The following is a 12,462-nucleotide window of genomic DNA, read 5'->3' as shown; positions in this document are numbered from 1 at the left end:
CTTTGCCACAGGGAATGCTAGCAGTTTCATGCGCCGGGATCAGCGGCGAATAGACCGCCGCATGGCGTTACCACAGATAGGCCATTCTTCAGACAGACGATGCGTATGCGGTATTACAGCGTCTCCCCCAGCTTCCCGAGCAGCCACGTCGTGCCTTCCTCGCGCGCCTTGGCATCGTCGTAGCCGTCGAGATAGACGCCCTGTTCGGTGAAGGTGAGCTTCGTCCTGCCGCCCGCCTCCGCCTGCAGGTCGATGGTGGTGAGCGACACGGAAATGCGCTGCTCGTTCAGGTGCATGTCATAGGCATAGACGATGCGCGCATCCGGCACGATGTCGTAATAGATCGAATCGAACACATGCATCACGCCGCTGCTGTCGCGGGCGCTGCTATGCTCGCGGCCGCCGACGCGGAACTCGACGCTCTGTTTCACATCCACCCAGTCCGGCGGCGGCGAAAACCATTTCGCCTTGGCCTTCGGATCGGCGAAGGCGGCGAACACGCGCGATGGCGGCGCGTCGTAGACGCGGGTGATGGTGAAGGTGTTGTGCAGGGCGGAACGCTGGGTCATGGCGATGTTACTTTCTCTTTCAATCAGGCCGCCTGCTGGCGGCGCAGGTCTTGTGCCAGGTTGTCGAGGCCGATGCGGGTGCCTTCTTCGCGGCCGGCCACGTCGGTCCAGCCATCCAGATAGGCGCCCTGCTCGGTGAAGGTCAGACGCGTGCGGCCATGGTCCTCGGCCTCGAGCTGCACGGTCACCAGCGACACGGAAATGCGCTGCGCATCCAGATGCATGGCATAGGACCAGACGATGCGCTGGCCCGGCACGGTATCGTGATAAAGCGCCTCGCAGAGATGCACGGTGCCGCCGCTGCCAGTAGCGCCGCCGTCGGTGCCGACACCCGGCCCGGTGCGCACGGTCTCGCGGCCGCCGGGGCGGAAGTCGAGGTCATGCTCAACCTGCCATTCGGGATGGCAGTAGAACCAGCGCCGCTTGGCCTCGGCATCGGCGAAGGCGGCATAAACGCGCGCCGGCGCCGCATCATAGACGCGGGTGATGGTGAAATCGGCATGGGTGACGCGGTGCTGGCTCATGGACTGACTCATGGGGCTTTGCCTTCCTGCTCAGGTTTGGTCGCATTGAGGAAATCGCCCAGCGCGTCGAGGCGGCGTTCCCACATCGCCTTGCGCTCGGCGATCCAGCGTTCCGCCTGGGTCAGCGGCGCCGGATTGAAACTCAGCAGATGCTCCCGCCCCTGCCTGCGCCGGCGCACCAGGTCGGCGCGCTCCAGCAGGCGGATATGCTTCGACACCGCGTTGAGCGACATGGCGAACGGCAACGCCAGGTCGGTGACGCGGGCCTCGCCGCCCTGGTCCGACAGGCGCTGCAGGATGGCCCGGCGGGTCGGGTCGGCCAGCGCCAGCAGGGTGTGATCGAGAGCCGTGATCTGAAGATCGGGTATCGGGGTCGCGGTCTGCATGGCGGCTAAATATTCAACCTTTTAGTTTAATGTCAAGCCCAACTTCGAAGACCCAAAGTTTCACTTTATGTTCTGTTAGTGCATAGCTGCGCCGTCGCGAATCCGCCCCCTGGCCACCCGTTGCATGGGCGAACCAACAGGTCGGGTATGCCCAAACCTGGTCGAATTGGCCCGGTTTGGGCGGCGTCCGATGGCGATTGGAAAACCTCGTCCGGCTGGATCAGACAGACGAGGTCAGCACGTCTCGGTTCGCGCAGAAGGCCGGCGCGCCGGCTTCCGCATGCCCCGCGAGCCAGTCGCGGCAATCCGGCCGATGGCCGCAGAAGGCGCAGTTATGCTGCATCTCGCGCAGCAGTTCCGGCGCCAGCCGGGGCTTGCCCGGCACCGCCCGCCGGGCCAGCAGTTCATCCAGTTCGGCGCTGCCGCCGCCATCGCGTACCAGGGCCGCCAAGTCACCGTCGCTCAGCGCCATGTCCTGGGCAATGCGGTGGCGGTCCTCGTTCGCCAGGCCGCGCCATTCCTGCTCCTCGGCCAGCTTGTTCCATACGGCCTTCAGCCAGCAGCCGAGGCCGGGTTTGCTATATGTGTGCTGCGCCTGCATGGGTCTCCTCCCGCTGCTGCTGCATCCCTGCGCAGCAGCCTAGACCCGCCCGGCAAAGCGGCCTTGTCCCAGATCAAACTATGGGGGCTAGCCCTTGGCGAAGCGCAGGAAAACTTCTCCGGCCAGCAGATGGGCGATGTCGCCGCGACGATCCAGCAGGGGCAGGATCAGCCGGTCGTATTGCAGGATTTTCGGGCCGTCCCAGCGCGTCACGCTCACATGCACCGGCCGGCGTTCGGTCACCGCCAGGTCAAAATGCTGGCGCACCACCGGCCGGGTTTCCGTGATGGTGCCGTCCGGACCAGTTTTCAGCGCCTCGCCCGCCACATGACGATAGCCGTTGCCCATGGCCAGATAGCGGTAACGTCCGTCGGCCAGCGCTTCCACCAGAGCCAGGTCGGCGACGCCCGGCAGGGCCTCCACCGGCGGCAGGGCGTCATAGGCCAGCAAAGTGTGCTGCCCGCGCAGGTCGTCATACATCGCCTGCAGCGCGATCAGTTCCGGCGCAACGATCTCGTCGGCGGCGTAATGGCGCGTACCTTTGGTCATGCACCCTCTTTGGGCACAGGGCGCGGCCGGCCGTTCTCGTCGATGGCGACATAGGTATAGACGCCCTCGGTCACCTTGATCTCGGTGGGATCCAGCCGGCGCGCCACGATGGTCTCCAGCTTCACCGCCATCGAGCTGCGGCCGACCCGGATCACGCTGCCGTAGATCGACACCACGTCGCCCACCTTGATCGGCTGGTGGAAGGTCATGGCGTCCACCGCCACGGTCACCACCCGGCCCTGGGCGCGCCGGGCCGCCACGATGCCGCCGGCGATGTCCATCTGGCTTAAGACCCAGCCGCCGAAAATATCGCCGTTGCCATTCATGTCGGCCGGCATCGGGGCCGAGCGAATCACCGGTTCGCCACGCGTCGGGGTCTGGGTCATGGTCCTATATTCCTACCATATGTTGGTTGTGCCGCCGGCACGGGCCCCACTATACTGCGGCGCAAATCCGAGTCACCCCTTAATCGAAATCCGTGAATAGTATGAACGACTTGTTCCAGCAGGGAAGCAAGGGCGGCAACGATTACACCGCCAAGGACATCGAAGTTCTCGAGGGCCTGGAGCCGGTGCGGCGCCGGCCCGGCATGTATATCGGCGGTACCGACGAACGCGCCCTGCACCACCTGTTTGCCGAGGTGCTCGACAACTCGATGGACGAGGCTGTGGCCGGCCATGCCGACCGCATCGAGGTGACCCTGCAGGCCGATGGCAGCCTGAAGGTGGCCGATAACGGCCGCGGCATCCCGATCGACCGGCACCCCAAGTTCAAGGACAAGTCGGCGCTGGAGGTGATCCTCACCACCCTGCATTCGGGCGGCAAATTCTCGTCCAAGGTCTACTCCACCGCCGGCGGCCTGCATGGCGTGGGCATATCGGTGGTCAACGCGCTGTCCGACCGCCTGACGGTGGAAGTGGCGCGCGACCGCGAATTGTGGCGGCAGGAATATTCGCGCGGCGCGCCGCAGGGCAAACTGGTAAAGGTCGGCAGCGTGCCGAACCGACGCGGCACCACCGTGATCTTCCATCCCGACGAGCAGATCTTCGGCAAGGGCGCGCATTTCCGCGCCGCGCGCATCTTCAAGATGGCGCGCTCGAAGGCCTATCTGTATCCGGGCGTGAAGATCCACTGGGCCTGCGCGCCTGAACTGCTGAAGGAAGGCGACGAGACTCCGGCCGAGGCGGTGCTGCATTTCCCCGGCGGGCTTCAGGACTATCTGAACGAACAGCTCGAAGGCCAGCAGACCGTGACGCCGACGCCGTTTGCCGGCCGCGCCGATCTGGCGGGCGAACGCGGCAAGGTGGAATGGGCGATCCACTGGCCCAGCGACATCGACGAAGGCTGGCTGCAATCCTATTGCAACACCGTGCCCACGCCCGAGGGAGGCACGCACGAAGCCGGCTTCCGCAGCGCGCTGATGCGCGGCATCAAGGATTATGCCGAGCTGGCCAACAACAAGAAGGCGGCGCAGATCACCGCCGACGACATCCTCACCGCCGGCACGGCGATGCTCTCGGTCTTCATCAAGGACCCGCAATTCCAGGGCCAGACCAAGGACAAGCTGGTTACGGTTGAGGCGCAGAAGCTGGTCGAGACAGCCGTGAAGGACCATTTCGACCATTGGCTGGCCGGCGCGCCGCAGCATGCCAATGCCCTGCTCACGCGCCTGATCGAGCGCGCGGAAGAACGCCTGCGCCGCCGCGCCGAGAAAGAGGTCAACCGCAAGTCGGCCACGCGCAAGCTGCGCCTGCCCGGCAAGCTGGCCGACTGCGCAGACGAAGCGGCCAATGGCTCGGAGATCTTCATCGTCGAGGGTGACTCGGCGGGCGGTTCGGCCAAGCAGGCGCGCGACCGCCGACGCCAGGCCGTGCTGCCGCTGCGCGGCAAGATCCTCAATGTCGCCTCGGCGGGCTCGGGCAAGCTGGCTGCCAACCAGGAACTGGCCGACCTGATCCAGGCGCTGGGCTGCGGCACCGGCGGCAAATACCGCGAGGAAGACCTGCGCTACGAGAAGGTCATCATCATGACCGACGCCGATGTCGACGGCGCACATATCGCTTCCCTGCTGATGACTTTCTTCTTCCGAGAGATGCCCAAGCTGATCGAGCATGGCCATCTCTACCTGGCGCAACCGCCGCTCTATCGCCTGTCTGCCGGCGGGAAGACCTTCTACGCGATGGACGACGACGACAAGGACAAGCTGATCAAGCAGCATTTCGGCTCCAAGAAGGTGGAGATCAGCCGCTTCAAGGGCCTGGGCGAAATGCCGCCCGCGCAACTGAAGGAAACCACGATGAACCCGAAGAACCGCACCTTACTGCGCGTGCAGGTGCCGGTGGATGAGGCCAAGGAAGCCGACGATCTGGTGGAACGTCTGATGGGCCGCAAGCCCGAACTGCGCTTTCAGTTCATCCAGGAACGCGCTGCCTTCGCCACTGATATCGATGTGTGAAGCGTAGCCGCAAATGGATGGCGCGGATGGCTTGCCGATCATTGCACTGGCTACGATTGCCATTGCCGCTATCAATACGGTGATCATGGCCGGTATCAGCGCGGTACATCCGCGCGAACCAGGCCCGTCTCTTTGGGCCATGGCGAATGTGACGCTGGGGGTCGGGATCGTCATCCTGGTGCTGCGCAAGCCTGTAACCGAACCGATCGTCACCTTTTCGGGCAATGGTCTTCTGCTGATAGGATATCTCCTGTTCTGGTTTGGCTGCCGCCAGTTCAAGGGTCAGTCCCTGCCCTGGCGCAGCGCGGCTTTGCTGCTTGCCATCGCCGTGCCGGTATTCAGCTGGTTCCTGTTCGTCACTCCCGATGTTGCCATTCGCGCAGCCATAGCGGCTGCCGCAATTGCCCTGATCTGCGCCTTCATTGCCTGGACCATGCTTTATCGCCTCGAAGCCGGAATGATGCAGACGCAGGCCTTTGTTGGCCTGATTTTTGGCATGCTATCGACCCTATACTTGATGCGGCTGCTGTCGGCTCTGACGGGACAGTTGCAGGAGAATGGGCTGCAGATCAGCCCCATCAGCAACGGCGTTTTCCTGATTCCCGTCGTGGCGGCGCTGCTGGCAACCATTGCCTGTGCACTGATGGTAAGCCAACGCCTGCAGCAACGCCTGGTGACAAGCGTTCGCACCGACCAGATTACCGGCCTGGTCAATCGTGGCTTGCTGGATGAGATCGGTGGCAAGGAAGTCTCACGCGCACGCCGCCATGGCTATGGCCTTTCGGCAATCATGCTCGATATCGATGATTTCGAGGCCTTCTGCCGCCAGCATGGCCATGCCTGCGGGGATGCCGTGCTGAAGCGAACCGCAGGCATCATAGTAACCAACATGCGTCACGAGGATTATCTGGCACGCATAGACGATGCGACACTGTGCATACTGCTGCCCAGCACCCGCCTTGCCGGCGCGCAGCAGTTGGCCGAGCGCCTACGCCAGCAGATCGCCGCAATGAGACCAGCGGCGGATGAGATTCCGGCAGTGACCGCCAGCTTTGGAATTGCCTCGCTGGGCCTGCATGGCGACGACTGGGCCAGCCTGATGCAGCGGAGCGAACTGGCGTTGGCGCAAGCCAAGACCGATGGTAGAAACCGCGTGTCGGTAGCGCGCCTGAACGAAAAAAGCCTCGATCCGACCTAGCTCACGCCGCCAGCCAGGCGCGCAGGGCCACTGCCGTTTCATCCGGCCTTTCCATCGGCGGTAGATGGCCGCAATGCTCAATCACTACAAGCCGGGCGCCAGGAATCAGCCCAACCATCTCCTCATGGAGTTCCAGCGGCGTAAGGGCATCCTGCCGGCCGCACAGAACCAAAGCCGGCAGGCGGTATGTCTTCAGATCCGCGCGGCCGTCGGGTCGGGCAATGATGGCTGTCTGCTGCTTGATGAAACCGTCACGCCCTATCTGTTCGGCCATAGCCATCAGCCGGTCGGTCATCGTCGTATTCGACAGGTTGTCGGGATGCAGCAATACCGGCAGCAGTTGCGGCGTCACGCCGCGGAAACGGCCAATCTGACCCAGCTTGATCAGGGCGCGGCGGCGCTCGGTCTGTTCCGGCGTATCGGCACGTGACGATGTATCCATCAAGGCGATGCGGGTGATGCGCTGCGGCGCCTGACGCATGATCTCCTGCGCGATATAGCCGCCCATCGAGAGGCCGCAGAGCGCGAAAGTCTCAGGTGCCTCGGCCAGGATGGCGCGCGCCATGTCGCTGAAATTATCCATGTCGTAATGGCAGGATGGCACAATACATTGTGCAACGTCAGACAGGCGGGCGACCTGCTCGCGCCAGAAATCGTCGGTTAGCAACAGGCCTGGAATCAGCACCAGGGGCTGGCGCATATCGGCATCCTTTCGTATCAGACTATTTGATCAGGCTGGACAAATTCTTGAATTCGGCATGCGCCGCGTTACCCAGCCATTCGAACAGGCACATTTCGGTTGTGACGATCTGCACGCCGACCGCCTGCAAGCGCTGAAGCGCGACAGCAATGCTGTCGGCATGGCGCGAGGACACAGCATCTGCCACCACGAAGACCTGCTGTCCCTGTTCGACAAGGGTAAGCGCGGTCTGCAGCACGCAGACATGAGCCTCGATGCCGGCAATCACAATCTGAGGCCGGGCGGCCGCCTCGATACGCGTATGGATTGCAGGATCGCTTGCAGCCGAGAAATGCATCTTCGGCAGCACCAGGGCATCGCCGGCATCGGCCATGATCTCGGGAACCGTCGGCCCCAGCCCTTGCGGGTACTGCTCGGTGAGCAGGACAGGAAGCCCCAGTTTCCGAGCCCCACGCAGCAAAATACCGGAGTTGCGCACAACTCGTGGGCCATCCCGCATGACCGGCAGCAGCCGGGCCTGGATATCGATGACGAGCAGTTGGGCGTGGGGCGCAGCGAGCAGCATGGCAGAATCCGTGGGACCCGACCAATGTAGTGCGATGCGGCCGCCGCGGCAAATACCGCGCGACCCCGTCAGTGGCTGAACAGAACCGGCAATGCGGCCTTTCTCAACATATGCATCGTGGCCCCGCCCAGCACCGTCTCGCTCAGCCTGCCACGGCCATAGGCGCCCATGACGATCATGTCGGCCTTGATGTCCCACGCCGTCTGCTGCAGCAAAAGTCCGGCATCACGGTCATGGCCTTCGCGGATCAGCAGATCCGCCGTCACATCCTGCCGTGCCAAGTGACGCGCCAGTTCAGTGCCGGGCAATCCACCCTCCCGTTCCGGATCGATGCTCAGGATCGTCACCCTGCCCGCCTTCTGAAGCAGGGGCATGGCGTCATGCACGGCACGGCTGGCCTCGCGGCTGCCATTCCAGCCGATCAGGATGTTTTGCGGCAGGCCGGCCGGCGGAGCTCCAGGCAGCAGCAGAACGGGCCTGCCAAGCGCCAGCACTGCGTCATCGGCCAGTGTCTCGCGATCATACTCGCGGGCGGTCGCTTCTCCGGCGATCACGCCAGAGAGGAGCAGGAGATCGCTGGCCCGGGCTTGTGTCACGATCGCTTCCAGCGCCGTACCGGACATGTCATGCCATTCGGTGCTCACGTCATGAGCCCGCGCTGCCGCATCGAGATTTTGCCTCGCCCTTGCGGCGGCCCGTTCGCATTCGGTCTTGTGGTGCGCAATCACCTCTGGCGGCATGTAGTGGCGCACCAGAGGCAGCGGCGGACGGTTGAACAGACCGCAGAGATGCGCTCCGCAGCCAGCAGCGAGGGCAACGGCATAGGCAAGCTGGGCGGTCAGTTCACTACCGGCATTCACACCGATATGGACGGCGATATCGCGATAGGCTGAAGCAGACATCGACGGTCTAGTTGCTCAGCAGAACCGGGACCGTCATCGAGGAGAGGATGGTCTCGGTCACGCCGCCGAATACCATCTCGCGCAGACGCGAATGGCCATACGCGCCCATCACCAGCAGGTCGATGCTACGATCAGCCACCGCCGACAATAAAGCCTCACCTGCCTCCATGTCCTCGATCACCGTATTGGCCACATCCACCTTCACGCTATGCCGTGCCAGATGGCGGGCCAGTTCGGCACCGGGGGTGCCCCGGCTGCGATCGGCATTGATGCAATAGACCGTCACATGCTCGGCCTTGGTCAGGAATGGCAGGGCATCATGCACCGCGCGGGTCGACTCGCGGCTGCCGTTCCAGGCCACCATGACCCGGTGGCCGATCTTGGGATAGTTGCCGGCATACGGCACGGTCAGGATGGGACGGCCCGCGCGAAGCGAGATGTCGTGCGGCAGTACATCCATGCCTGAGGGGACAAGAACCGGGTTCTCCGGATCCGGGTCGGGCTGACCGAGCACCAGCAGGTCGAAGGCGCGACCATAGGTCTCGATCGCCTCGACTGGGAGCCGCTCGCTTTCGATCCACTCCGCGACCACGCCCTGCTTGGCCGCAGCGGCCTCGAACTCAGCCTTGGCCTTCTTGGCCGCGGCGCGGGCCTCGTCGATCTGACGCTGATAGAACTCGGGCGGAACATACTCGCCCATATAAAAAAGATGCTGCGGTGGCGGCAGGGTATAAAGCGCCGTCACATGCGCGCCATCGCGCTGGGCAATTTGCAACGCAACATCTGTCTTGGCGCCATTGCGCGGGTCTTCGGAGAAGTGAACAAGGATATCGCGAATGGCCATGGGCGCCCTCTTCCGGTTGACGTCTGCTGCCGGTTTTCGATCCGGTCATGTCAACATGCTAACCCGCTATGCGGGCGGAGCATTGACCTGCATCAACCCCTCAGACAGGCCCGTCAGTTGCTGAGCAGAACCGGCAGGGACATGCCAGACAGGATCGTTTCCGTCACGCCGCCAAACACCATCTCGCGCAGCCTGGAATGGCCGAAGGCTCCCATCACCACCAAATCTGCATGGCGCGCCTGTGCCTCGGCCATCAGGGCCGCCCCAACCTTTTGGCCAGCCGGGTCAATGACGGCGGTTTCCAGACGCAGCCCGTGGCGCAGCAGGTGCTCAGTGATCTCTGCCATCTGGGTACGCCCCCTGCGCTCGGGTCCCACGGTGAGGAGATGCACCGTCTCTGCGCTGCGCAGCAACGGCATGGCATCGTGCAGGGCGCGCGTCGCCTCGCGCTTGCCATTCCATGCCACCAGGATGCGCCGGCCGATCTCGGCCACCGTTCCGTCATGGGGTACCGCCAGCACCGGCCGACCGGCCTGCAAGGCCAGCTCATGTGGCAGCACATCCGTACCGTAGGGTATCGATGCCGGATCGGCCGGGTTGGGATCCGGCTGGCCGACGACGGCAATGTCGCTGGCGCGCACCCTCATCAGCAGGGCCTCGACCGGCGCCAATTCGCTGCTGAGCCAGCGATGCTCGATACCGGCCTCGCCGCAGATGCGCATGAATTCCGCATGCGCCGTGACCGAGGCCTTCTGGGCCTCGTCCATCTGCTTCTGGATCAGTTCCGTGGGAATGTATTCGCCCATGTAATACGGCACGTTGGGGGGCGGCACAGTATACAGCCCGCTGACCCGGGCGCCGAAGCGTCGTGCCAGACCGATGGCAAGCTGGATGCGCACGGCATTCCGCGGGTCCAGCGTAAGGTGAACAACGATATCGCGGTAACTCATCGCCCGGCCTCCTTATTCTTGGCCCTGCCGCTGAATCCCCCGGCGGCGAGCCTGTTATCGGAAGGTGGTGACGGCTTGCGCCGCTGACGACCGTATTGCGGGCATCACAGGCCCGTGCAACCAATGTAGGCATGCAGCCGCGTCGTTACAAGCGCGGCCATACATCGCCACCGGCAGATGGGGTGGGTCAGGCGGCGGCTTGAGCCTTCCAGGGCGGCAGCCGCTTCTCCTCCACCGCATGGCACGCGACGGCGCCGCCCTCGACGGGAATGCTCTTCGGTACCTCGCGCCTGCAGCGCTCATTGGCAAGGGGGCAGCGCGGGTGGAAGCTGCAGCCGGGCGGCGGATTGAGCGGGCTGGGGACTTCGCCGGCCACAGGGGTCCGGGCCCGGCCGGTCATGTCAAGATCGGGGATCGCATCCAGCAGCATGCGGGTATAGGGGTGCAGCGGTCGCGTGAACAACGTCTGCGTATCAGCCCACTCGACCAGACGCCCCAGATACATCACGCCAACCTTGTCGGACACATGGTAGACCACGGCGAGGTTGTGACTGATGAACAGGTAGGTCAGGCCCAGCCTGCGCTGCAGATCCTTCATCAGGTTCAGAATCTGCGCCTGCACCGAGACATCGAGTGCCGAAGTGGGTTCGTCGCAGACCAGAAATTCCGGCTCGCCGGCAAGGGCACGGGCAATCGAAATGCGCTGGCGCTGGCCACCGGAGAATTCATGCGGGTACTTCTTGGCATCCGCCGGCGACAGGCCGACCTGCGCGAGCAGTTCGCCCACCCGCCTGTCGATGCCCGCCTTGTCTTTCACCAGGCCACGGAAGCGGATCGGCTCGGCGATGATGTCGCCCACGCGCCAGCGCGGATTCAGCGACGCATAGGGATCCTGGAAGATCATCTGCATGCGCCCCTGGATATCCGCATGCCGTGCGCGATCAGCCGCCGTTGCCAGCTCGACGCCCTCGAAATTGATCGAACCGCCATTCGGTTCGTACAGGCCGACGATCAGGCGCGCCACCGTGGACTTGCCACAACCCGATTCGCCCACCAGGCTGAACGTCTCGCCTTTGTTGATCTCGAAACTGACGCCATCGACGGCGCGCACGAGGCTCCTGCCCTTGCCTTCCAGAATCCGGTTGAGCCAGGGCGCCGACACGTCGAACATCTTGCGCAGTGTTTTCACCGACAGCATAGGCAGGGACTTTTTATCGGACATGGGCGTCTCAGGCATGGGCCGGCTCCTTCACCAGCCAGCAGGCCGCAAGGCTGCTGCCGGTAGGCATCGGCTCCGGACGGTCATGGTAGCATTTATCGAAGGCCCTGGGGCAACGTGGATTGAAGGCGCAACCCTTGGGAATCGCATTCAGTCGCGGCATCGAACCGTCGATCTGGGTCAGGCGTTCGACCTTATGGGCCATGGAGGGGATCGCGCCCATCAGACCGACCGTGTAGGGATGATGGGGTCGCTTGATCACATCCTGGACCGGGCCGATCTCGGCGATGCGGCCGGCATACATCACCGCCACGCGATCGGCGGTTTCGGCGATCACGCCCATGTCATGCGTCACCAGCATCACCGCTGTGCCGTGTTCGCGGCAGAGACGTTTGAGCAACTGGATGATCTGCGCCTGGATCGAAACGTCCAGGGCGGTGGTCGGTTCGTCGGCGATGATCAGCTTCGGCTCGGCTGCCAGCGCGAGCGCGATCACCACGCGCTGGCGCATGCCACCTGAAAACTGGTGCGGATAGGCATTGATGCGTTCCGCGGCCGAAGGAATGCCGACATCCTCGAGCAGCTTGACCGCGCGGTCGCGCGCCTGCGCCTGATTGAGCGGCAGATGGGTCAGGATCGTTTCGACCAACTGGTCGCCCACCCTATAGAGCGGATTCAGACTAGTGAGCGGATCCTGGAAGATCGCGCCGATCTGACGACCGCGAATCTTGCGCATCTCGGCATAGGGCAGATTGTCGATGCGGCGCCCTTCCAGCCGGATTTCTCCGGCCGCAATGCGGCCTGGCGGTTCGAGCAGGCCGATGATGGCCGCGCCAGTCATCGACTTGCCCGCACCGGACTCGCCAACCACGCCGAGCACCTCGCCGGCTGAAATGTCGAGCGAGATGTCGTCGACGGCGACGAGGGTGCCGCGCCGGGTGGGGAATTCGACACGGAGATTGCGGACTTCGAGAAGCTTGGAACTGGTCATGACGCGGTC

The 12,462-nt window shown here is 63.8% G+C and carries 15 protein-coding genes; 2 read left to right on the top strand and 13 right to left on the bottom strand.

Annotated features, from left to right (window positions below; translation table 11 throughout):
* Nucleotides 1-113: 113 nt before the first annotated feature.
* The 6 genes from ACK4FK_RS12105 to ACK4FK_RS12080 form a co-directional block, all read right to left on the bottom strand.
* Nucleotides 114-569 carry an SRPBCC family protein gene (locus ACK4FK_RS12105; RefSeq protein ID WP_409745216.1) on the bottom strand — a complete coding sequence of 152 codons (456 nt, stop codon included), beginning with the start codon at nucleotides 567-569 and terminating at the stop codon, nucleotides 114-116.
* Between the two features lie 23 nt (nucleotides 570-592).
* Nucleotides 593-1,105: an SRPBCC family protein gene (locus ACK4FK_RS12100; RefSeq protein ID WP_409745215.1), complete on the bottom strand. Its 513-nt coding sequence runs from the start codon at nucleotides 1,103-1,105 to the stop codon at nucleotides 593-595.
* Nucleotides 1,102-1,479 carry an ArsR/SmtB family transcription factor gene (locus ACK4FK_RS12095; protein WP_409745214.1) on the bottom strand — a complete coding sequence of 126 codons (378 nt, stop codon included), beginning with the start codon at nucleotides 1,477-1,479 and terminating at the stop codon, nucleotides 1,102-1,104. The genes ACK4FK_RS12100 and ACK4FK_RS12095 overlap by 4 nt, the downstream gene beginning before the upstream one ends.
* Before the next feature lie 220 nt (nucleotides 1,480-1,699).
* Nucleotides 1,700-2,080: a DUF6455 family protein gene (locus tag ACK4FK_RS12090; RefSeq protein ID WP_409745213.1), complete on the bottom strand. Its 381-nt coding sequence runs from the start codon at nucleotides 2,078-2,080 to the stop codon at nucleotides 1,700-1,702.
* Between the two features lie 87 nt (nucleotides 2,081-2,167).
* Nucleotides 2,168-2,629, bottom strand: coding sequence for a hypothetical protein (locus ACK4FK_RS12085; RefSeq protein WP_409745212.1), 462 nt, complete (start codon nucleotides 2,627-2,629; stop codon nucleotides 2,168-2,170).
* A complete protein-coding gene (locus tag ACK4FK_RS12080) occupies nucleotides 2,626-3,015 on the bottom strand; it encodes an acyl-CoA thioesterase (RefSeq protein WP_409745211.1) in 390 nt (129 codons plus the stop codon). Before ACK4FK_RS12080 ends, ACK4FK_RS12085 begins: the two co-directional genes overlap by 4 nt.
* Nucleotides 3,016-3,116: 101 nt before the next feature.
* Between ACK4FK_RS12080 and parE the strand changes: the two genes are divergently transcribed.
* Entirely contained in the window at nucleotides 3,117-5,084 is a 1,968-nt protein-coding gene (gene parE, locus ACK4FK_RS12075; protein ID WP_409745210.1) for a DNA topoisomerase IV subunit B, read from the top strand.
* 13 nt (nucleotides 5,085-5,097) lie between these two features.
* Nucleotides 5,098-6,282, top strand: coding sequence for a GGDEF domain-containing protein (locus ACK4FK_RS12070; protein WP_409745209.1), 1,185 nt, complete (start codon nucleotides 5,098-5,100; stop codon nucleotides 6,280-6,282).
* A 1-nt stretch (nucleotide 6,283) separates the two neighbouring features.
* Here the strand turns inward: ACK4FK_RS12070 and ACK4FK_RS12065 are convergent, their stop codons facing one another.
* The 7 genes from ACK4FK_RS12065 to ACK4FK_RS12035 form a co-directional block, all read right to left on the bottom strand.
* Nucleotides 6,284-6,982 (bottom strand): alpha/beta fold hydrolase, encoded by a 699-nt coding sequence (locus tag ACK4FK_RS12065; protein ID WP_409745208.1) that lies wholly within the window; start codon nucleotides 6,980-6,982, stop codon nucleotides 6,284-6,286.
* Between the two features lie 22 nt (nucleotides 6,983-7,004).
* Nucleotides 7,005-7,547, bottom strand: a complete 543-nt coding sequence (locus tag ACK4FK_RS12060; protein ID WP_409745207.1) for a hydrolase — start codon at nucleotides 7,545-7,547, stop codon at nucleotides 7,005-7,007.
* A gap of 68 nt (nucleotides 7,548-7,615) precedes the next feature.
* Nucleotides 7,616-8,449 (bottom strand): universal stress protein, encoded by an 834-nt coding sequence (locus ACK4FK_RS12055; protein ID WP_409745206.1) that lies wholly within the window; start codon nucleotides 8,447-8,449, stop codon nucleotides 7,616-7,618.
* A 7-nt stretch (nucleotides 8,450-8,456) separates the two neighbouring features.
* Complete coding sequence (locus ACK4FK_RS12050; protein WP_409745205.1) at nucleotides 8,457-9,293, bottom strand: universal stress protein; 837 nt, start codon at nucleotides 9,291-9,293, stop codon at nucleotides 8,457-8,459.
* 113 nt (nucleotides 9,294-9,406) lie between these two features.
* Nucleotides 9,407-10,243 carry a universal stress protein gene (locus ACK4FK_RS12045; protein WP_409745204.1) on the bottom strand — a complete coding sequence of 279 codons (837 nt, stop codon included), beginning with the start codon at nucleotides 10,241-10,243 and terminating at the stop codon, nucleotides 9,407-9,409.
* A 187-nt stretch (nucleotides 10,244-10,430) separates the two neighbouring features.
* Nucleotides 10,431-11,465 (bottom strand): ABC transporter ATP-binding protein, encoded by a 1,035-nt coding sequence (locus ACK4FK_RS12040; protein ID WP_409745203.1) that lies wholly within the window; start codon nucleotides 11,463-11,465, stop codon nucleotides 10,431-10,433.
* A 7-nt stretch (nucleotides 11,466-11,472) separates the two neighbouring features.
* Nucleotides 11,473-12,453 carry an ABC transporter ATP-binding protein gene (locus tag ACK4FK_RS12035; protein ID WP_409745202.1) on the bottom strand — a complete coding sequence of 327 codons (981 nt, stop codon included), beginning with the start codon at nucleotides 12,451-12,453 and terminating at the stop codon, nucleotides 11,473-11,475.
* Nucleotides 12,454-12,462: the final 9 nt, after the last annotated feature.

The organism is Ferrovibrio sp. (genome assembly GCF_046297895.1).
GTDB lineage: Bacteria > Pseudomonadota > Alphaproteobacteria > Ferrovibrionales > Ferrovibrionaceae > Ferrovibrio.
The sequence above is the reverse complement of the archived record's forward strand: the minus strand, read 5'-3'. Positions and strand labels throughout refer to the sequence as shown.

Coding starts and splice junctions, on each gene's coding strand:
- ACK4FK_RS12105 (WP_409745216.1), bottom strand. CDS start 569: ATGACCCAGCGTTCCGCCCTGCACAACACCTTCACCATCACCCGCGTC.
- ACK4FK_RS12100 (WP_409745215.1), bottom strand. CDS start 1,105: ATGAGTCAGTCCATGAGCCAGCACCGCGTCACCCATGCCGATTTCACC.
- ACK4FK_RS12095 (WP_409745214.1), bottom strand. CDS start 1,479: ATGCAGACCGCGACCCCGATACCCGATCTTCAGATCACGGCTCTCGAT.
- ACK4FK_RS12090 (WP_409745213.1), bottom strand. CDS start 2,080: ATGCAGGCGCAGCACACATATAGCAAACCCGGCCTCGGCTGCTGGCTG.
- ACK4FK_RS12085 (WP_409745212.1), bottom strand. CDS start 2,629: ATGACCAAAGGTACGCGCCATTACGCCGCCGACGAGATCGTTGCGCCG.
- ACK4FK_RS12080 (WP_409745211.1), bottom strand. CDS start 3,015: ATGACCCAGACCCCGACGCGTGGCGAACCGGTGATTCGCTCGGCCCCG.
- parE (WP_409745210.1), top strand. CDS start 3,117: ATGAACGACTTGTTCCAGCAGGGAAGCAAGGGCGGCAACGATTACACC.
- ACK4FK_RS12070 (WP_409745209.1), top strand. CDS start 5,098: ATGGATGGCGCGGATGGCTTGCCGATCATTGCACTGGCTACGATTGCC.
- ACK4FK_RS12065 (WP_409745208.1), bottom strand. CDS start 6,982: ATGCGCCAGCCCCTGGTGCTGATTCCAGGCCTGTTGCTAACCGACGAT.
- ACK4FK_RS12060 (WP_409745207.1), bottom strand. CDS start 7,547: ATGCTGCTCGCTGCGCCCCACGCCCAACTGCTCGTCATCGATATCCAG.
- ACK4FK_RS12055 (WP_409745206.1), bottom strand. CDS start 8,449: ATGTCTGCTTCAGCCTATCGCGATATCGCCGTCCATATCGGTGTGAAT.
- ACK4FK_RS12050 (WP_409745205.1), bottom strand. CDS start 9,293: ATGGCCATTCGCGATATCCTTGTTCACTTCTCCGAAGACCCGCGCAAT.
- ACK4FK_RS12045 (WP_409745204.1), bottom strand. CDS start 10,243: ATGAGTTACCGCGATATCGTTGTTCACCTTACGCTGGACCCGCGGAAT.
- ACK4FK_RS12040 (WP_409745203.1), bottom strand. CDS start 11,465: ATGTCCGATAAAAAGTCCCTGCCTATGCTGTCGGTGAAAACACTGCGC.
- ACK4FK_RS12035 (WP_409745202.1), bottom strand. CDS start 12,453: ATGACCAGTTCCAAGCTTCTCGAAGTCCGCAATCTCCGTGTCGAATTC.